The following is a 19,969-nucleotide window of genomic DNA, read 5'->3' as shown; positions in this document are numbered from 1 at the left end:
GCCGAATGTCCACCATGCTACCGACGCGGCAGGCCACGGAGACGACGCTCGCCGACGTGTTGCCCAGTTGCGTGCGGTCGCTCGAGGGCGGCGACGACGTGCTGGGGCTCCCGGCGGCCGACCGCATCGTGGTGGTGCTCGTCGACGGACTCGGATCCGCGGCCCTCCGCGCCAGGGCCGGCCACGCGCGCGCCATGGCATCCGGACTCTCCAAGCGCACCACGATCGTGAGCGGATTCCCCACCACCACAGCGGCGGCCCTCGCGTCGCTCACGACCGGTGCGAGGCCGGGGCAGCACGGCATCGTGGGTTACACGGCCCTCGTGCCCGGGGCGGGCGCAGGGGAGGGGGCGGAGGCCGATGCCGTGCTCAACCAGCTCTCCGGGTGGTCGGATGCCATGCCGCCCGCCACCTGGCAGCGCCTCCCCACCATCTTCGAGCAGCTCGGGGCCTCCGGCATCCCGAGCAGCACCATCGGGCCGGCGAAGTACGCCGACTCCGGCCTCACCCACGCCATCCTGCGCGGCGCCGACTACGTGGCGGCCGGCAGCATCGCCGAGCGCTTCGCCGCCGCCCGTGAGCTCTTCGACCGCGGCGGCCGACGGCTCGTCTACCTCTACGTCCCCGAGCTCGACCAGCTCGCCCACGCCCGCGGGTGGGAGTCCGACCGGTGGCTCGCCACGCTCGAGGCGCTCGACGCCGAGTACTCCCGGTTCGTCTCGCGCCTCGGCCGCCGGGAGGGCCTGCTGCTCACCGCCGACCACGGGATCGTCGACGTGCCCGCCACGGGCCACGTGCTCTTCGGAGAGGTGCCAGAGCTCGTGCAGGGGGTGCGCCACGTCGCGGGGGATCCGCGGTGCGTGCAGCTGCACCTCGCTGCCGACGCGACGCCGGAGGAGCGCACACGGCTCGCCGAGGCCTGGCGCGCCCGCGAGGGCACCAGGGCGTGGATCGCCACGCGCGAGGAGGCGATCGAGGCGGGCTGGTTCGGCGAGGTCGACCCCGAGGTGCTGCCGAGGATCGGCGACGTGATCGTGGCCGCACGCAAGCTCGTGGCCTACTACGACGGTCGTGACGGGGATGTCACAGGCCGGTCGATGATCGGCCAGCACGGCTCGCTCACGAGCGAGGAGACGCTCGTGCCGCTGCTCCGCGCGGGAGCCTTCGCGCTCTAGGCGGGCCCGGCGCAGGAACGCGCGGCCCGACGGGTCAGCCGGCGAGCGGCTCGATCAGGCGGGGTCGTCCTCGCTGCGGGCTCCGAAGACGATCTCGTCCCAGCTCGGCATCGAGGCGCGCTGGCGCCTCGACGACGCCGACTTCTGGGCGGGCGCGGCTGTCGGCTCGTCCGAGGTGAACCCGAGTTCGGCCTCGAGCCCCTCGAGCGGGGTGTCCGGCACGTCCACGACGGCTCTCGGCCCCCCGAAGGCCGGGTGCACGCCGGCGGCGGACTGCCGCTCGTCGTGCTCGCGGGCCTGCTCGATCTCCGGAGCCTCGGGCTCGAACACGGCCGACTCGCGCTCGCCACGGCGGCGACGGAGAGCCTCGAGCAGATCGGCGGTCTGGTTGTGGTCGGTCGCCTCACCGGTCTCTGGAGCGCGCTTGATGGCGAAGCCGTCGTAGGGGCGGCCCTGATCCTTGCGCGCACCCGGCGATGCCGCGGGCGCGGAGTGCAGGGGAGAAGCGGATGCCTCGGAGGTGGGCTCCTCCTCCGTGGAGGGGGCGGCCACGCGCTCGAGCGGCGCGAACGCTCCGCTGTCGAAGCGGCCGTCGGAGGTGTCTCCCGCTTCGCCCGTGGTCGACACGGCACGGAGGCGGGGGATGAGACCCTCGCTCAATTCACCGTGACGCGAGAGCGTGGTGGCCTCGTTGTTGAGAGGAGTCAGCACGTGGCGCTTGGGATCGAACTGCCAGCGCGCGTCGTGCTCGATCTCGCGGGAGCTGAAGGTGAGCTTGACGATCCAGCCGGACTCGTCCTTCCAGCTCGCCCACCGCACGTCCTGGGCGGCGAGGCCCTCGAGGCGCTCGTCGAGGGCGTCGCCGAAGGTCGACAGCGGCTCCTCACCGAGCGGGTCGGCGGGGGAGGTGGGCTGCACGGGTACGCGCAGAGCGGAATCCACCATGAACTGGCGCTCCGCGAGCACGGGGCCCTCGAAGCGCTCGATGTACTCCACAGACGCTCCCGTGAGCTCGGCCACCTCGAAGGCGGAGAGCCCGGCCCGCACGTGGGTCTGGATCTCGCGCGGCGAGACCTTCTTCCCGCCCTCCACGGCGGCGATGCCCTGACGGATGCGCGACTGCAGCACCTCGTCGATGGCGATCCGATACCGCTCACCGCCGTCGCTCGAGACGATCAGCGCCCCGTTCTCGACTCCGACAACCGTCAAATCCTGCATGGTGAAAGGCCTCCAAGGGTCGCGTTCGCTGTCAGGATGCCACGGACGACGGGCTGGAACGGGGAATGTTCCGGGCGTGCCGCAAGTTGAAGGCGGCGTGAGTAGTCAATGCTCACTCGACGGTTTGCTATTCGAGCCCGATTGATGCAAACTAACGCCGCCGATTTGGTTATTGGGCTGTTTTTAAGAAGTGGATGGGCATGGCGACTGATTACGACGCACCGCGCAAGACCGATGACGACTCGGATTCGATCGAAGCGCTGAAGGAGCGGGTGCCGGACAAGATGTCCGGCGTCGTAGACGTCGATGACGCCGACAACCCCGGTGGCTTCGAGCTGCCGGGAGCCGACCTCTCCGACCTCGACCTCGATGTCGTCGTCCTGCCCCCGCAGGCCGACGAGTTCACGTGTGTGAGCTGCTTCCTGGTGAAGCACCGCTCGCAGATCGACCACGAGGAGAAGCTCGGGGCCATCTGCGTGGAGTGCGCCTCCTAGCGCCTCCCGCTACAGCTGCTTGAGCGCCTCGATGAGATCGCCGGGCCGCCGGGTCGACACCAACCAGTACGGTGTCGGATCCTGCGGGTCGGCGATTCCCATTTTCACGACCGGCCCCACCCATCCCCTGATGCACAGGAACGCCCTCGCATCGAGCCTCGGACCCCGCTCGGCGGTGGCCTCCTCGCCGGTGAACGCCCGGCACTCGCCCACGAGCGCCTTCGGGATCGACGCCCGCCCCACCCGCACGCCGCTGCCGGCCACCTCGATCACGGGGGCGAGGCCCACGAGCAGAGCGAGCACTCCCGCGTAGAGCACGAGGCCCACCACGAGGCCCACGAGCAGCCCGGGGACATCGGGCAGGGGGGCGAAGACGATCATGCTCGCCGGCACCACGAGGGCGGTGGAGGCGAGGACCCAGAGCGAGGGAGTGAGTCTCTCCCGATAGTGCGACATGCCTCTATTCGATCATCCTTTCTGCACTAGCCTCGACTGGTGACTTCTCCCATCGAGATCCTGATCTCCGCCGAGAACGTGCCCGTCTACGCGCATCCGGGCGATGCGGGAGCCGATCTGCGCTCCGCCGAAGCCCTCACGCTCGCCCCGGGCGAGCGGCGCCTCGTGGGCACGGGCGTGGCGATCGCTCTGCCCGACGGCCACGCCGGCTTCGTGGTGCCGCGCAGCGGTCTGGCCGCCAAGCACGGCATCACCGTGGTCAATTCGCCCGGCACCATCGACGCAGGCTACCGCGGCGAGATCAAGGTGATCCTTCTCAACACCGACAGCAAGGTGCCGTACGATATCGCCGTCGGCGACAGAATCGCGCAACTGATCGTGATGCCGGTCACCCGAGCCGTGTTCGTGCCGGTCCAGACGCTCCCCGGGAGCGACAGGGGCGAAGGCGGATTCGGATCCACCGGATACTCGTCGCCCACGAACGGAAACAAGTCATGACCGACAACGAGCCCGACGCCCCCCAGCCCGACTCCACCGAGCCCGACGCGTCCACGCCCGACGCGAACGAGGACGACGCCGCATCCTCCGACCTCGAGGTCGAGACCGCTCAGGCCGACGACCTCGCCCTCGGCGGCGATGTCGAGGTCGAGGACCGCGACGCGAAGAGCGCTCCCGCCGACCGCGCCACCGACGGCCCCTTCGACGCAGCCGAGGCCAACCCGGCCCGCCCGTACGTCGACCTCGGCGGCCTCAAGATCCTGCCCCGCGAGGGTCTCCACCTCCGCCTCGAGGTGGAGGAGGGCACCAACCGCGTCGTGGCGGTCGGTCTCGACTACGCGAAGTCGACCCTGCAGGTGCAGGCCTTCGCAGCCCCGCGCACCACGGGCCTCTGGCACGAGATCCGCGAGCAGATCGGCGACCAGATCCTCAAGCAGGGCGGCCAGAGCACCATGCAGAACGGGCCCTTCGGCCCCGAGCTCGTGGCCGGCGTGCCCGCCACCGCACCCGACGGCACCCAGGGCCTCAGGGTCGCCCGCTTCATCGGGGTCGACGGCCCCCGCTGGCTGCTGCGCGGGGTCATCGCCGGCGAGGCCATCCAGAACCCCGCCGCCCGCACCGCCGTGGAGGAGCTGTTCCGCAGCGTGGTGGTCGTGCGCGGCTCGCAGCCCATGCCGCCCCGCGACCTCATCCCGCTCACCATCCCCAAGACCGCCGCAGGCGGAGCGCAGGCCGCCACGACCTGATGTCCAGTCACGACGACGACCAGGCGCCCGACGTCTCCACGCAGAAGCCGCAGAGCTTCCACGACGCCTTCGCCCAGGCCGCCCGCAACGCCGGCATCGGCGAGGTCGCCCCGGGGGAGACCCCCACGGGCGCCTCGCTGCTGCGGGCCATCGGCGGGGTGCGCGGTCTCGTGGAGTCGATCCTGCCCGGCCTCGGCTTCCTCGTGCTCTACACGTTCACGAAGAACCTGACCCTCGCGGTCATCGCGCCGATCGCCGTCTCGGTGGTGTTCGTGGTGGCACGACTGATCGGGCGGAGCGCCGTGATGCCCGCCATCGCCGGGCTGCTCGGCGTGGGCATCTCGGCCGCGCTAGCCCTCTTCACCGGTCGCGCCGAGGACAACTTCCTGCTCGGCATCGGCATCAACGTCGTGTGCCTGGCGGTGATGCTGATCTCGATCATCGCGCGGCGACCGCTCATCGGCGTGATCGTGAGCCTCCTGGCCAACGATCCGGGTGGCTACCGTCGCGATCGCGCGAAGGGCCGCGTGGTGCTCGTGGCCACCTGGTGCTGGGTGGGGCTGTTCTCCATCCGCCTCCTCGCCGAGCTGCCGCTCTACTTCGCCGGGCAGACTGAGCTCCTCGGCTCCGTCAAGCTCATCCTCGGTGTGCCGTTCTACGCCGTGGTGCTCTGGGTGACCTGGCTGCTCGTGCGCACGGCGTACTCGAAGCCCGCAGCAGCCGCCACCACCCCTCCCGCGGCCGGCTGAGAGGTGGGCGACGCGGGGCTGACGGACGACGAGGTCGCCCAGCGCATCGCAGCAGGTCAGGTCAACACCGCCGACCGCTCCACCTCGCGCTCCGTCGGCAGCATCCTGCGCGAGAACATCGTCACCTTCTTCAACGGCATCCTCACGGTGTGCTTCGTGGCCGTGCTCCTGCTCGGCGACCTGGGTGACGGGCTGTTCTTCGGCATCGTGGTGGCCAACGCGGCCATCGGCATCGTGCAGGAGCTCCGCGCCAAGGCGAGCCTCGAGCGCCTGGCCCTGCTCGCCGCCCCCGAGACCGCCGTGCGCCGAGCCGGCCGCACGGTCGTGCTGGCACCCGAGCGCGTGGTGCTCGGCGACCTCATGCTGCTGCGACCCGGCGACCAGATCACGGCCGACGCCAGGCTCGGCCCCGTGGCCGACCTGCTCATCGACGAGTCGATGCTCACGGGGGAGTCCGAGCCCGTCGCCAAGAGCGCGGGGGACGCGGTGCTCTCCGGATCGTTCGTGGTCTCGGGCACCGCCGAGGCGACCGTGACGGCGGTGGGGGCCGACTCCTACGCGAACACCCTCACCCGGGAGATCCGCAAGCACAGCCTCGTGCACTCCGAGCTGCGCGCCGCCACCACGCGCATCCTCGTCTACCTCACCTGGCTGCTGCTGCCGGTGATCGTGATCGTGCTGATCGGCCGCGTGTTCACCTACGGGGCCGACGACCTGGGCGACCTGGCGGCCGTACCCGTGGAGACCTGGAAGCAGGCGGGGCTCGACGCCGTGGCGAGCGTGGTGGGCATGATCCCCGAGGGGCTCGTGCTGCTCACGAGTCTCGCGTTCGGGGTGGCGGTCATCCAGCTCGGGCGGCAGAAGGTGCTCGTGCAGGAGCTCGCGGCCGTGGAGGTGCTGGCCCGCGTCGACGTGCTGTGCCTCGACAAGACGGGCACGCTCACCACGGGCGAGATAGGTTTCGAGCGCCTCGTGACCCTCGACGAGTCGCTGCCGAGCGGCGCGGTCGACGACGTGCTCGGGGCGGTGGCGCACGATGTGGCGGCCAACCAGACCGCTCTCGCCCTGCGGCCGCACTTCGCCGAACCCGGGGGAGCTGGCGCAGCAGGAGGTGCAGCTTCGGCCGGACCGGCGGCGGCCCGACCGGCGGCAGAAGGCACGGCGACGGTGCTCGAACGCCTGCCCTTCAGCTCGCGGCGGGCGTTCAGCGCCCTCACCGTGCGCCGACAGACCACCGCGGATGCGGCGCCACTCGATCAGACCTGGCTGCTCGGAGCCCCCGAGCGCATCCTGGCCGCCCACCCCGACGCCCTCGCCGAGGCTCAGCGCATCGCGCAGCTCGGCCGCCGCACCCTCGCCCTGGCCCGCGCCGAGGGATCCCTCGCCGACTACGCCGACCTGCCTCCCGGCACAGCCCTCGGAGCGGGCGTGAGCCCCGCGGCCATCGCCGTCTTCCACGAGGCCGTGCGCCCCGATGCCAGGCCCACACTCGACTTCTTCGCCGAGCAGGACGTGCGCGTGGTGGTGCTCTCGGGCGACAACCCGGTGACCGTCGGCAGGATCGCGGGGGAGCTGGGGCTCGATCCGCGGGCCGTCGACGCCGGCACCCTGGAGACCGACGACGCCCTCGGCGCAGCCCTCCGCGGCACGAGCGTGTTCGGGAGGGTCGCGCCCGAGCAGAAGCGCCGCGTGGTGCACGCCCTGCAGGCCGAGGGCCGCACGGTCGCGATGACGGGCGACGGCGTCAACGATGCGATGGCCATCAAGGATGCCGACCTCGGCATCGCGATGGGCAACGCGACCCCCGCCACGAGAGCCGTCTCCCGCATCGTGCTGCTCGAGGGCCGCTTCGACCGCCTGCCGACCGTGCTCTCGTACGCGAGGCGCGTGATCGCCAACGTCGAGCGGGTCTCGAACCTCTTCCTCGCCAAGACCGTCTACGGCATCGTGCTCGCCCTCGTCTCGGCCGTGCTGCTCTGGAAGTTCCCGTTCCTCCCTCGGCAGATGACGCTCGTCTCGACGCTCGCCATCGGCATCCCCTCGTTCTTCCTCGCCCTTGCACCCAACAGCCGGCGCTACCGGCCCGGCGTGCTCAAGCGCGTGCTCGCCTTCTCCGTGCCCACGGGCCTCATCGCCTCCGTCGCCGTGGTGGCCGCCTTCGCCGTGCTGCAGCAGCGGGTGCCGCTCGCCGAGGCGAGGAGCCTTACCACCATCGCGCTCTTCATCGTCTCGCTCTGGGTGGTCTCCGTGCTCGCCCGCCCGCTCACGTCGTGGCGGCTCGTGCTCGTCGTCGCGGCCGCCGTGGTGTTCGCGCTCTCGTTCGTGGTGCCGCCCGCGCGCGACTTCTTCCAGCTCGAGCTCGGCGATCCGGTTGGGCTCGCCATCGCGGTCGCCGCCGGTGCCCTCGGAGCCGTGGGGGTGGAGCTCTGGTACCGCATCGCGCGTCGTCGCCAGCTGGTGTTCGATCGGGAGTGATGGTGCTATATTTATCTTGACGTCAAGATAAATTCAAACAGGCGTGAACGGCGGCGACGGGGCGGTCTTAGGTTGCCCTTGCTAGCCATTCACCCCACTCGCGACCCAAGATTGTCGTGAGTCAGCGAAGGTGAGGTCGACGTGTCGGCAGTCAACAGTTTCGGATCGAAAGACACTCTGAACGTCGGAGACAAGTCTTACGAAGTCTTCAGGATCGACAAGGTCCCCGGCCACGAGAAGCTCCCGTTCAGCCTCAAGGTGCTGCTCGAGAACCTGCTCCGCACCGAAGACGGTGCGAACATCACGAGCGAGCACATCAACGCCCTCGGCACCTGGGTGCCCACGGCGGAGCCCGACACCGAGATCCAGTTCACCCCCGCGCGTGTGGTGATGCAGGACTTCACCGGTGTGCCCTGCATCGTCGACCTCGCCACCATGCGCGAGGCCGTCTCCACCCTGGGTGGCGACCCCACCAAGATCAACCCGCTCGCCCCCGCCGAGCTCGTGATCGACCACTCGGTCATCGCCGACCTGTTCGGCACCGAGAACGCGCTCGAGCGCAACGTCGAGATCGAGTACGAGCGCAACGGTGAGCGCTACCAGTTCCTGCGCTGGGGCCAGACGGCCTTCGACGACTTCAAGGTCGTGCCGCCGGGAACCGGCATCGTGCACCAGGTCAACATCGAGTACCTGGCCCGCGTCACCTACACCCGTGAGGTGAAGGACTCGTTCGGCAACGTCGTCAACCGCGCCTACCCCGACACGTGTGTGGGCACCGACTCGCACACCACCATGGTCAACGGCCTCGGCGTGCTCGGCTGGGGCGTCGGTGGCATCGAGGCCGAGGCGGCCATGCTCGGCCAGCCCGTCTCCATGCTCATCCCCAAGGTCGTCGGCTTCAAGCTCAACGGCTCCATCCCCGCCGGTGTCACGGCGACGGATGTGGTGCTCACCATCACCGAGATGGTGCGCAAGCACGGAGTGGTCGGCAAGTTCGTGGAGTTCTACGGAGAGGGCGTCGGCCAGGTGCCGCTCGCCAACCGCGCCACCATCGGCAACATGAGCCCCGAGTTCGGCTCCACCGCCGCCATGTTCCCCATCGACGACGTGACCCTCGACTACCTGCGCCTCACGGGCCGCAGCGACGAGCAGGTCGCCCTCGTGGAGGCCTACTCGAAGCTGCAGAAGCTCTGGCACAACCCGGATGAGGAGCCCGCCTTCAGCGAGTACCTCGAGCTCGACCTCTCCACCGTGGTGCCCTCGATCTCGGGCCCCAAGCGTCCTCAGGACCGCGTGGAGCTGTCGGTCGCCAAGCCGACGTTCATCCGCGACCTCGAGAACTACGCCAACAGCGACCACGACATCTCGAAGGTCGACGCCTCGCTCGAGGGCACCTTCCCGGCCTCCGACCCCATCGGCTTCACCGCCGAAGACGACGGAGACGACCACGAGTACTCGCACACCCACGTGAGCCACGCCCCCGAGGCGTACTCGAAGCCCACGAAGGTGACCACCGCATCCGGTGACAAGTACACCCTCGACCACGGGGCCGTCGCGGTCGCCGCGATCACGTCGTGCACCAACACCTCCAACCCGAGCGTCATGCTCGCGGCGGGGCTCCTGGCGCGCAACGCCAACAAGCTCGGGCTCAAGGCCAAGCCGTGGGTCAAGACCACGCTGGCTCCCGGCTCCAAGGTCGTCACCGACTACTACGAGAAGGCCGGCCTCACGGGCGACCTCGAGGCCCTCGGCTTCTACACCGTGGGCTACGGCTGCACGGTCTGCATCGGCAACACCGGCCCCCTCATCGAGGAGGTCAGCGCCGCCATCAACGACAACGACCTCGCCGTGACCGCCGTGCTCTCGGGCAACCGCAACTTCGAGGGTCGCATCTCGCCCGACGTCAAGATGAACTACCTCGCGTCGCCGCCGCTCGTCATCGCCTACGCGCTTGCCGGGTCGATGAACTTCGACTTCGAGACGGATGCGCTGGGGCAGGACACCGAGGGCAACGACGTGTTCCTCCGCGACATCTGGCCCGACTCCGCCGAGGTGCAGTCGACGATCGACACCTCGATCAACACGGGCATGTTCACCCACCAGTACTCGAGCGTCTTCGAGGGCGACGAGCGCTGGCGTTCGCTTCCCACGCCGACCGGCCCCACCTTCGAGTGGGACGCCGAGTCCACCTACGTGCGCAAGCCCCCGTACTTCGACGGCATGACGATCGAGACCACCCCGGTCTCCGACATCGCCGGCGCCCGGGTGCTCGCCAAGCTCGGCGACTCGGTCACCACCGACCACATCTCGCCCGCCGGCAACATCAAGGCCGACAGCCCCGCAGGCAAGTACCTCGACGAGCACGGCGTGGCCCGCAAGGACTACAACTCCTACGGATCGCGCCGCGGCAACCACGAGATCATGATCCGCGGCACCTTCGCCAACATCCGTCTGAAGAACCAGCTGCTCGACGGCGTGGAGGGCGGGTACACCCGCGACTTCACCAAGCCCGACGCGCCGCAGTCGTTCATCTACGACGCTAGCGAGAACTACCAGGCCGCCGGCACCCCGCTCGTGATCTTCGGGGGCAAGGAGTACGGCTCCGGCTCGTCGCGCGACTGGGCTGCCAAGGGCACCTCGCTGCTCGGTGTGAAGGCCGTGATCGTGGAGAGCTTCGAGCGCATCCACCGCTCGAACCTCATCGGCATGGGCGTCGTGCCCCTGCAGTTCCCGGCCGGTGAGAGCTGGGCGTCGCTCGGGCTCGACGGCACCGAGGTCGTGTCGATCTCGGGCATCGAGGAGCTCAACGAGGGCCGTACGCCCAAGACCGTGCACGTCGTCGCCGCGCCGAGCGAGCACTCGCCCGCCGGCAAGGAGACGGTCGAGTTCGACGCCGTGGTGCGCATCGACACCCCTGGCGAGGCGGACTACTACCGCAACGGCGGCATTCTGCAGTACGTGCTGCGCAGCCTGGTCTGACGCACCCGATCGACACTCACCCCGAACGGTGGGGGCGCATCGCGCCCTCACCGTTCGCTCATTCTGCACGGCGTAGACTGCGACGACAGCACGTCATGGGAAGGTGGAACATATGAGTCTGCTCCAAGGGATCAATGGACCCCGTGACCTCGATGCCCTCTCCGCTGAGGAGCTCGAAGTCCTCGCCGCCGAGGTGCGTGCCTTCCTCGTGGCCGAGGTCTCGAAGACCGGCGGCCACCTCGGCCCCAACCTGGGTGTCGTCGAGACCACGATCGCCATCCACCGGGTGTTCGACTCCCCGCGCGACGCGATCGTGTTCGACACCGGGCACCAGTCCTACGTGCACAAGCTCCTGACGGGGCGTCAGGACTTCTCCCGGCTCCGGCAGTCCGGAGGGCTGGCCGGCTACCCGCAGCGCTCCGAGAGCCCGCACGACGTCGTGGAGTCCTCGCACGCCTCGAGCTCGCTCTCGTGGGCCGACGGCATCTCCCGCGCCTTCGAGATGACGGGCCAGAACGATCGGCACGTCGTGGCGGTGGTGGGCGACGGCGCCCTCACGGGCGGCATGACGTGGGAGGCGCTCAACAACATCAGCGACGACAACTCCCGCAACCTCGTGATCGTCGTCAACGACAACGGCCGCTCCTATGCGCCCACGATCGGCGGCATGGCCCGCTACCTCAACACCGTGCGCACCAAGAAGGGCTACCACGACCTGCATCAGTCGAGCCGCAAGCTCTTCGATCGCCTCGGTGCTCCCGCTCGCGCCCTGTACCGCGGTGCCCGCGGAGGTCTTCACGGCTTCCTGAGCCGCATGACCAACAACACCTCGCTCTACGCGAACCTCGACATCAAGTACCTCGGCCCCATCGACGGTCACGACCTCGTGGCCATGGAGGAGACCCTCCGGCAGGCCAAGGAGTACGCAGCTCCCGTGATCGTGCACGCGATCACCGAGAAGGGTCGCGGCTACGGGCCCGCCCTCACCGACATCGCCGACCAGTTCCACGCCGTCGGCCAGATCGACCCCGAGACGGGCGAGTCGCTCTCGGCACCCTCCGGAGCGCCGTCGTGGACGAGCGTCTTCGCCGACGAGATCGTGAAGCAGGCCGAGAACGACCACACGATCGTGGGCATCACGGCGGCCATGCTGCGCCCCACCGGGCTGCACAAGTTCGCCGAGCGCTTCCCGCAGCGCGTCTTCGACGTGGGGATCGCCGAGCAGCACGCGGTCACGAGCGCCGCCGGCCTCGCCTTCGGTGGCCTCCACCCCGTCGTGGCGCTCTACGCCACCTTCGTGAACCGTGCCTTCGACCAGGTGCTCATGGATGTGGCCCTGCACCAGGCCGGGGTCACGTTCGTGCTCGATCGCGCCGGTGTCACCGGGCCCGACGGGCCGAGCCACCACGGCATGTGGGATCTGGCGCTGCTGCAGATCGTCCCGCGCATCCGCCTCGCCGCCCCGCGCGACGCTGAGCGCCTCCGCGAGGAGCTCGCCGAGGCCGTGCGGGTGAACGACGCCCCCACCGTCATCCGGTTCCCCAAGGGCACCGTGAGCGACGAGATCCCGGCCCTCCGCCGCACGGGCGACGGCGTCGACGTGCTGTGGGAGCGAGCGGGAGACGACGAGCGCGGAGACGTGCTCATCGTGGCCGTCGGCACCATGGCCACGATCGCCCTCGAGGTGGCGGCTCTGCTCGACGAGCAGGGGATCGGCGTCACCGTGGTCGACCCGCGCTGGGTCGTGCCCGTGCCGTTCTCCGTGGTCGAGCTCGCGGATGCGCACCGGCTCGTCATCACCATCGAGGACGGCGTGCGCGTGGCCGGCATCGGCACGCGCGTGCGGCAGGATCTGCGCGACGCCGGGGTCGACACCGCGGTGACCGAGCTGGGGCTGCCCGACGAGTTCCTCGACCACGCGAGCCGCGACGAGATCCTGCGCAAGGTGGGGCTCACGCCGGCGCACATCGCCGACGACATCGTGGCCCAGGTGCGCGGCGTCAAGATCCCGATCGCCCGCCCGCTCGACCAGAAGCCCGCCTCCACCGACACGGGCCCCTTTCAGCGCGTGATGCGGTAGACCGAGGTCACAGCTCCGCTCGGCAGCGCCTCGCTGCTCACGAGCTCGAGCGCCTGGGCACCGTTCTTCACCGGCACCAGCGGGGTACCTCCACCGAGCACCACAGGCATCGTGGTGAGCACCATCTCGTCGAGCAGGCCGGCGTCGGCGACCTGCGCGGCCACTTCTCCTCCGCCCACGATCCAGATGTTGCGCCCACCGGCCGCCCGCACCCACTCCGCGTGCAGGTCGCGCACGTCGCCCTGGGCGAAGCGGATGTCCCCGCCCTCGATCACCGGCAGGCTCCGCCGCGTGAGCACCCAGGCCGTCTGCTCCGAGTAGGCCCACTCGTGCCCCTCGGCCAGCACGAACTCGTACGTGGCCGACCCCATCACCACCACGCCCACCTGGGCGATGAACGCCTCGTACGCCTCGGTGAACTCCTCGAACCCGAAGGCGAGCAGCCACTCGAGCCCGCCCTCCCTGTCGGCGATGAACCCATCCACACTGGCGGCCACGTAGTACTGCGTCTTCGTCGTCATGCCCCGAGCATACGAATGCCCGCCGACACCGGTCGACGGGCACTCGCTCGAGCTCTATCAGGGGGTCAGTCGACGCCCTTGATCTCGGGGGTGTGGAAGGTGCCGCCGAAGGCGCGCTCGGAGGCTCCCACACGGTCGAGGTAGGGGGTGAGGCCGCCCATCTGGAACGGGTAGCCGGCGCCGAGGATGAGGCAGAGGTCGATGTCCTCCGCCGCGTGCACCACGTCGTCCTCCAGCATGCGGTGCACCTCGTCGGCCAGGCCGTCCTCGACCCGGCGGCGGATCTCCTCCTCCGTCATGGGAGAGGTGCCACCGGCGACGATCTTCACGGCCTTCTTGTCGAAGCCCTTGATCTTGCCCTTGTCGTCGCGATCGAAGATCCTGCCGTGTTCCGCGAGAGCGTGCAGGTTGGCACTCTCGAAGAAGCGGTCGGGGAACGCGGCGTGGTGCGTGTCGAGCACGTGCGCGCCGACCTTGAGCCCCACGAGCTCGAGCAGCTCGAACGGCGTCATCGGCAGGCCGAACGTGTCGAGCGCGCGGTTCATGACCTCGAACGGCGTTCCGGTGTCGACAGCGTGCATGGCCTCGCCGAGCACCTTGGCGAGGATGCGGTTGACCACGAACCCGGGGGTGTCGCGCGTGATGACGGCGTTCTTCTTGAGGTTCTTCGCCACGACCATCGCGGTCGAGAGGGTCGCCTCGTCGGTCGCCGGTGTGTTGACGACCTCGATGAGCGGCATGACGGCCACCGGGTTGAAGAAGTGGAACCCCACGAGCCGCTCGGGGTGGGCGAGCTTCGCACCGATCTGCTCGACCGAGAGCGACGACGTGTTCGTGGCGAGCACCGCGGTCTCGGAGACGTGCTTCTCGATCTCGGCGAAGACGTCCTGCTTCACACCGAGCTCCTCGAAGACCGCCTCGATGACCCAGTCGGCGTCGGCGAAGTCGGCCTTGTCCGTGGTGCCCGAGATGAGCGCGTTGAGGCGGTTCGACTCGTCGTGCGAGACGCGGCCCTTCGAGACCAGCGTGGCGATCTCGCCGCGGATGTACTCGAGGCCCTTGTCGACGCGCGCCTGATCGAGGTCGGTGATGACCACGGGCACCTGCAGTCGGCGCACGAACAGCAGGGCGAACTGCGAGGCCATGAGCCCGGCACCGATGATGCCGACCTTCGTGACCGGCTTGGCGAGCGCCTTGTCGGGAGCACCGGCGGGCTTCTTGGCCCGCTTCTGCACGAGGTCGAAGGCGTAGATGCTGGCGCGGAACTGGTCGCCGGCGATGAGGTCGGCGAGAGCCTCGTCCTCGCGGGCGAAGCCCTCCTCCGGCGTGCCCGACTTGGCGGCCTTCAGCAGGTCGAGAGCGCGGTACGGCGACTTGGCGACCGTGCCGATGCGGCTCTCGAGCATCTTGCGGGCGATGCCGACGGCGGCATCCCACTTGACCAGTCGCTCGACCTTGCCCGGCTCGTTCGGCCGCTTGACCTTGATGGTGCCGGAGAGCACCCCGTCGGCCCACTTGAGCGAATCCTCGAGGTAGCTCGCGGAGGAGAACAGGGCGTCGGCCATGCCGAGCTCGAGCACCTCGTTCGCCTTGAGCGTGCGGTTGTTCTTGAGCGGGTTCTCGATGACCACCTTGAGGGCGTTCTCGATGCCGATGAGGTTCGGCAGCAGGTACGCGCCACCCCAGCCGGGGATGATGCCGAGGAAGACCTCGGGCAGCGCCACGGCCGCGGCCGACGCGTCGATGGTGCGGTAGTCGGCGGCCAGGGCCACCTCCACACCGCCGCCGAGCGCGAGCCCGTTGATGAAGGCGAAGGTCGGCACGCCGATCTGCTTCATGGTGCCGAAGGCGTAGTGCCCGAGCTGGCCCATCTTCTTGGCGGCGTCGCGGCTCGGCACGTCGCCCACGCGACTGAGATCCGCACCGGCGGCCAGGATGTACGGCTTGCCCGTGACGGCCACGGCGTGGATCTCACCGGCGGCCGCGCGGGCCTTGAGACCCTCGAGCGTCTTCTGGTACTCGAGCAGGCTGAGCGGCCCGAGCGTGGACGGCCTCGTGTGGTCGCGGCCGTTGTCGAGCGTGATGAGCGCGAGCGTCTTGCCGCTCGCGAGCGGCACGTCGCGCACGTAGGAGTGCGTCACCACCTCGTCGGCGGAGAGCGCCTCGAGGTCGGAGAAGTCGATCTGGGAGTAGTCGGTCATCGCGCAGCCTTCCGGGTCGCCTTCTTGTTCCAGTGCGGGTTCTCCCAGATGACGGTTCCGCCCTGGCCGAGACCCACGCACATGGCGGTGAGGCCGTAGCGCACCTCGGGGTGCTCCTCGAACTGGCGGGCGAGCTGGATCATGAGCCGCACGCCGGAGGAGGCGAGCGGGTGACCGATGGCGATGGCGCCGCCGTACTCGTTGACCCTCGCGTCGTCGTCGTCGATGCCGAAGTGGTCGAGGAACGAGAGCACCTGCACCGCGAACGCCTCGTTGAGCTCGAACAGCCCGATGTCGTCGATCGAGAGGCCCGCCTTGCGGAGCGCCTTCTCGGTGGAGGGCACAGGTCCGATGCCCATGATCTCGGGCTCGACGCCCGCGAAGGCGAACGAGACGAGCTTCATCTTGACCGAGAGGCCGAGCTCCTTGGCCGTGTCGGCACTGGCGAGCAGCGACACGGTGGCGCCGTCGTTGAGACCGGAGGAGTTGCCCGCCGTCACGCGGCCGTGCGGCCGGAACGGGGTGCGGAGGCCCGCGAGGCCCTCCATCGTGGTCTCGGGTCGGGGCGCCTCGTCACGCGTGGCGAGCCCCCAGCCGCCTGCACTCCGCACCGCGACGGGCACGAGGTCGGGCTGGATCTTGCCCGCTTCGTAGGCGGCGGCGACCTTCTGCTGGCTGCGCAGGGCGTAGCGGTCGGAGCGCTCCTTCGTGAGCTGCGGGAAGCGGTCGTGGATGCGCTCGGCCGTGTTGCCCATGTTGAGCGCTTCACCGCTCACCAGCCGCTCCGCGAGGAAGCGGGGGTTGGGGTCGGCGTTGAACCCCATGGGGTGACGCCCCATGTGCTCGACCCCGCCCGCGATCACGAGGTCGTAGGCGCCGAACGCGATGCCCCCGGCGAGCGTAGTGACGCTCGTCATGGCGCCCGCGCACATGCGGTCGATGGCGAAGCCGGGAACCGACTGCGGCAGCCCGGCGAGCAGCGCCGTGGTGCGGCCGAGGGTGAGACCCTGATCGCCCTGCTGCGTGGTCGCGGCGATCGCCACGTCGTCGATGCGGTCCTTCGGCACGGCGGGATTGCGCTCGAGCAGCCCCGTCATGGCCTTCACGACCAGGTCGTCGGCTCTCGTCTGCCAGTACATGCCCTTCTCGCCCGCGCGCCCGAACGGGGTGCGCATTCCATCGACGAAAACGACTTCAGATCTTTCGGCCACTATGCCTCCTGGGATTGGATCGGATTCGATCCTAGAAGAGGCCCCTGACCGCAAGGAATCGTTTGATTCTTCCTACGACTCGTCGATCGGCGGTGTCTCGCCGCTTTGGTGGGCTTCTACAAAGGCTTGCAGGATCGGCTGTGCAGTCAGGTCAATCTGCCACGGCCTGGCGCCCAGCTCCGCCAGCTCGGCGGAGACCGCCTCGAGGGTCAGCGGATCGAGCTCCCTCCACGCCAGCCGGCGCAGGAAGTCGGGGGTCAGCAGGTTCTCGAGGGGGATGGACCGCTCCTCGGAGACGGCCGTGAGGGCGGCTCGCGCGTTCTTGAGGCGCACGTCGGCCTCGGGATTGCGATCGGCCCAGCTGCGCGGGGGAGGCAGCGTGTCGGTCGCACGGCGGTGAACGGGGATCTCGGTGGTCGTGAGGGCACGCTCGATGGCCGCCCACCAGCGGTCGATCTCGCTGCGGCTCGCCCGCCCCGAGAACTGCTTGAGGGCGGCGAGCTCGCGACGGGAGCTGGGGAGCGCCCTGGCGGCGACCATGAGCGAGGCATCCGGAACCAGGCGCCCCGGTGCCGTGTCGGTGGCCCGCGCGAGCTCGTCGCGGGCGAGCCACAGCTCGCGGGCCGCGGCGAGATGCCGATCGGGGCGCAGGGCGCTGATGCCCGTGAGCCGGCGCCACGGCTCGGCGAGCGGCGCCTTCTCCTCCTTCGCCACCACGGCGGCGAACTCCTGCTCGGCGATCTCGAGCTTGCCCTGCTCCTCGAGGAGCTTCACCATGGCGTCCCGCAGGTCGATGAGCAGTTCGACGTCGAGGGCCGCGTACTCGAGCCAGGAGGGCGGAAGGGGCCTCGTGGACCAGTCGGCCGCCGAGTGCTCCTTGGCGAGGTGGATGCCGAGCAGATCCTCCACCACCGAGCCGAGGCCCACGCGCGGGATGCCGAGCAGGCGGGCGCCCAGCTCGGTGTCGAACACGCGCACCGGATCGAGGCCCACCTCGCGGAGACAGGCCAGATCCTGGCTCGCCGCGTGCAGCACCCACTCCACGTCGCCGATGACCGACTGCAGGGGAGCGAACTCGCCGATGGCCGGCGGGTCGAACAGGAAGCTGCCCGCACCGCGGCGGTAGAGCTGGATGAGGTAGGCGCGCTGCGAGTAGCGGAAACCGCTGGCCCGCTCGGCGTCGACCGCCACGGGGCCCTCGCCCGCCGCGATGGCCTCGACGGCCTCGTGGAACTCGTCGACCGTCGTGATGACGGTGCGCGCGGTGGGCGCTGCAGGGATCGATGCCTCTGGGGTGGTGCTCTCGTCTTCTTCAGTCACGTCGCGCTCGCCTGGTCTGCAGCATCGTCACGCCATCGACGACGGGTGGCAGACCGGCCAGCATGCAGAGGAGTTCACTCCAGCCCTCGACGTGGGACTGGAGGTTGTGGTCTGTGGGGGTCCAGGAGGCGCGGAGCTCGATCTGAGCCCCGTCGCCCTGACTGGACAGCTCGCCGAAACCGGTGGAGATGATCTTCGTGGCGGTGCCGGATGCGTTCGTGTAATTGGCGCCACGCGCATCCAGCGCATCGACGAGCCAAGACCATGCTACGTCGGCCAGGAACGGATCGAGCCCGATCTCGGTCTCGAGCGGCGCCTGGGCGAAGCACACCACCCGGAACTCGCCGCCCCAGGCCTCCGGTCGCTCCGCGTCGTGGAGCAGGATGAACCGGCCCGTGCCGAGCTCGGAGTCCGCGCCGTGCCGAGCCGGATTCACATCGGCCGCGAGGGCCACCGAGTGCGGCGCCAGCTTGGCCGGGGCCGGTATCTCGTGCACCACGAGCTCCTCGCGCGTGTCGGCTCGCCGCAGCGAGTCGAGAGCCGCACCGAATGCCGCTGGAACATCCGTGGTGAAGGGGGAATCGGACACGTCTGCAGACTAGAGTTCTTTACGTTCCGCGCGCCGAAGGCACGCCGGATGCACCGCGAAGGATGGTCGCCGTGAAGCCACAGCATGCCGGGTCAGCCCACGTGCCCGTCTGGGCCGTCGTGGCGATCGCCTCGGGCACCGCGGCAGCCCTCACCGCTCTCGCCGGAGCCGTGGCCACCGCCCGCATGTCGAAGGCCATCGTGACCCCCTCGGTCCCCGTCGACGACGTGACCGTGCTGGGCTACGACGAGCGGGCAGGTGAGGTCTCGCTCTCCGTGACCGCCGACTCCATCCTCCCGGGCTCCTACAGCCTGCGGTTCTCGGGCGACTCGGGGCACGCGAGGCTCGGCGAGGTGCTCTCGGTCTCGGACGGCGTGGTGCGGCGCACGGTCACGTCGGTCGACTACGGGGATCTCGGGCGCGCCAGGGCGGGCAGGATCAGCGGGTGGTTCTTCATCCATCCGCGTGAGCTCGACGTGCCGGTCGAGGAGGTGGAGGTGTTCACGCCCGTGGGGCCCGCTCCCGCCTGGTTCGTGCCGGCCGAGCTCTCATCCCAGCCGACCCGTTCGCGCTGGGTCATCCAAGTGCACGGCAGGGGAGTGCGCCGCGGCGAGACCATCCGCGCCATCCCCGTCTTCCGGGCCGCGGGCTACAGTTCGCTGCACATCTCGTACCGCAACGACGGAGAGGCCCCGCGCTCGCGCGACGGCAAGTACGCGCTCGGCGACACCGAGTGGCAGGATCTCGACGCGGCCATCACCTACGCCGTCGACCACGGCGCGGAGGACATCGTGCTCATGGGCTGGTCGATGGGAGGTGCCATCGCGCTCCAGGCCATGGGCCGTGCGGTGCACCGCGACCGCGTGCGGGCGATCGTGCTCGAATCCCCGGCCGTCGACTGGCAGGACGTGCTGCGCTACCACGGCAAGGCCAGGCACGTGCCCGAGCTCATCGGCGACGCGGCCTTCGCCACCATCACGCACCGCTGGGGAGGTGTGGTGACGGGGCAGGACGAGCCCCTCGACCTCGATCGTCTCGACTTCGTGAAGCGCTCGGACGAGGTGCAGGTGCCCGTGCTCATCCTGCACAGCGACGACGACGGCTACGTGCCCTCCACGGGCTCGCGTCGCCTCGCCGAGGCACGGCCCGACCTCGTGACCCTCGTGCCGTTCTCGGTGGCGCGGCACACCAAGCTCTGGAACTACGACCGTCGCACCTGGAACACGGCGATCGCCGCCTTCCTCGAGCGGCTCTGAT

16 protein-coding genes are annotated in these 19,969 nt (G+C 69.7%); 9 read left to right on the top strand and 7 right to left on the bottom strand.

All coding sequences use genetic code 11. The annotated features are described in order from the left end of the window. Window positions 1-5: 5 nt before the first annotated feature. A complete protein-coding gene (locus tag ACEXQC_RS03425) occupies window positions 6-1,175 on the top strand; it encodes an alkaline phosphatase family protein (protein WP_374818372.1) in 1,170 nt (389 codons plus the stop codon). 54 nt (window positions 1,176-1,229) lie between these two features. Here ACEXQC_RS03425 and sepH read toward each other — a convergent pair whose 3' ends face one another. Next, complete coding sequence (gene sepH / locus ACEXQC_RS03420; RefSeq protein WP_374818370.1) at window positions 1,230-2,393, bottom strand: septation protein SepH; 1,164 nt, start codon at window positions 2,391-2,393, stop codon at window positions 1,230-1,232. Window positions 2,394-2,593: 200 nt separating this feature from the next. Between sepH and ACEXQC_RS03415 the strand changes: the two genes are divergently transcribed. Beyond that, window positions 2,594-2,887 carry a DUF4193 domain-containing protein gene (locus ACEXQC_RS03415; RefSeq protein ID WP_066038695.1) on the top strand — a complete coding sequence of 98 codons (294 nt, stop codon included), beginning with the start codon at window positions 2,594-2,596 and terminating at the stop codon, window positions 2,885-2,887. A gap of 9 nt (window positions 2,888-2,896) precedes the next feature. On the opposite strand, the gene ACEXQC_RS03410 is transcribed toward ACEXQC_RS03415, so the two are convergent. Further along, entirely contained in the window at window positions 2,897-3,343 is a 447-nt protein-coding gene (locus tag ACEXQC_RS03410; protein WP_374818367.1) for a DUF3093 domain-containing protein, read from the bottom strand. A 39-nt stretch (window positions 3,344-3,382) separates the two neighbouring features. Between ACEXQC_RS03410 and dut the strand changes: the two genes are divergently transcribed. The 6 genes from dut to dxs all read left to right on the top strand — a co-directional run bounded on the left by dut (window position 3,383) and on the right by dxs (window position 12,870). Beyond that, entirely contained in the window at window positions 3,383-3,841 is a 459-nt protein-coding gene (gene dut / locus ACEXQC_RS03405; protein WP_374818365.1) for a dUTP diphosphatase, read from the top strand. Beyond that, a complete protein-coding gene (locus ACEXQC_RS03400; RefSeq protein WP_374818363.1) occupies window positions 3,838-4,587 on the top strand; it encodes a DUF3710 domain-containing protein in 750 nt (249 codons plus the stop codon). Before dut ends, ACEXQC_RS03400 begins: the two co-directional genes overlap by 4 nt. Next, the gene (locus ACEXQC_RS03395; protein ID WP_374818362.1) at window positions 4,587-5,336 is read left to right on the top strand and encodes a DUF3159 domain-containing protein; all 750 of its coding nucleotides are present in this window, start codon (window positions 4,587-4,589) and stop codon (window positions 5,334-5,336) included. The genes ACEXQC_RS03400 and ACEXQC_RS03395 overlap by 1 nt, the downstream gene beginning before the upstream one ends. Window positions 5,337-5,339: 3 nt before the next feature. Then, window positions 5,340-7,811 carry an HAD-IC family P-type ATPase gene (locus ACEXQC_RS03390; RefSeq protein WP_374818360.1) on the top strand — a complete coding sequence of 824 codons (2,472 nt, stop codon included), beginning with the start codon at window positions 5,340-5,342 and terminating at the stop codon, window positions 7,809-7,811. Between the two features lie 141 nt (window positions 7,812-7,952). Continuing rightward, complete coding sequence (locus ACEXQC_RS03385; protein WP_374818358.1) at window positions 7,953-10,790, top strand: aconitate hydratase; 2,838 nt, start codon at window positions 7,953-7,955, stop codon at window positions 10,788-10,790. 112 nt (window positions 10,791-10,902) lie between these two features. Then, window positions 10,903-12,870 carry a 1-deoxy-D-xylulose-5-phosphate synthase gene (dxs, locus tag ACEXQC_RS03380; RefSeq protein ID WP_374818356.1) on the top strand — a complete coding sequence of 656 codons (1,968 nt, stop codon included), beginning with the start codon at window positions 10,903-10,905 and terminating at the stop codon, window positions 12,868-12,870. Here dxs and ACEXQC_RS03375 read toward each other — a convergent pair. From ACEXQC_RS03375 to ACEXQC_RS03355, 5 genes are all read right to left on the bottom strand, one after another. Then, entirely contained in the window at window positions 12,852-13,391 is a 540-nt protein-coding gene (locus ACEXQC_RS03375) for a dihydrofolate reductase family protein (protein ID WP_374818354.1), read from the bottom strand. The two genes, dxs and ACEXQC_RS03375, sit on opposite strands and share 19 nt — an antisense overlap. Window positions 13,392-13,456: 65 nt before the next feature. Beyond that, window positions 13,457-15,592, bottom strand: a complete 2,136-nt coding sequence (locus ACEXQC_RS03370) for a 3-hydroxyacyl-CoA dehydrogenase NAD-binding domain-containing protein (protein WP_374818352.1) — start codon at window positions 15,590-15,592, stop codon at window positions 13,457-13,459. After that, a complete protein-coding gene (locus ACEXQC_RS03365; RefSeq protein ID WP_374818350.1) occupies window positions 15,589-16,803 on the bottom strand; it encodes a thiolase family protein in 1,215 nt (404 codons plus the stop codon). The genes ACEXQC_RS03370 and ACEXQC_RS03365 overlap by 4 nt, the downstream gene beginning before the upstream one ends. A 72-nt stretch (window positions 16,804-16,875) precedes the next feature. Beyond that, complete coding sequence (locus ACEXQC_RS03360; RefSeq protein WP_374818348.1) at window positions 16,876-18,123, bottom strand: ribonuclease D; 1,248 nt, start codon at window positions 18,121-18,123, stop codon at window positions 16,876-16,878. Further along, the gene (locus ACEXQC_RS03355) at window positions 18,116-18,712 is read right to left on the bottom strand and encodes a DUF3000 domain-containing protein (protein ID WP_374818347.1); all 597 of its coding nucleotides are present in this window, start codon (window positions 18,710-18,712) and stop codon (window positions 18,116-18,118) included. Before ACEXQC_RS03355 ends, ACEXQC_RS03360 begins: the two co-directional genes overlap by 8 nt. A gap of 71 nt (window positions 18,713-18,783) precedes the next feature. Here ACEXQC_RS03355 and ACEXQC_RS03350 point away from each other — a divergent pair, with 71 nt between their 5' ends. After that, window positions 18,784-19,968 (top strand): alpha/beta hydrolase family protein, encoded by a 1,185-nt coding sequence (locus tag ACEXQC_RS03350; protein ID WP_374818344.1) that lies wholly within the window; start codon window positions 18,784-18,786, stop codon window positions 19,966-19,968. The last annotated feature ends 1 nt before the right edge of the window (window position 19,969 follow it).

It is taken from the genome of Herbiconiux liukaitaii (assembly GCF_041927495.1).
Taxonomy (GTDB): Bacteria; Actinomycetota; Actinomycetes; order Actinomycetales; family Microbacteriaceae; genus Herbiconiux; species Herbiconiux liukaitaii.
The sequence above is the reverse complement of the archived record's forward strand: the minus strand, read 5'-3'. Positions and strand labels throughout refer to the sequence as shown.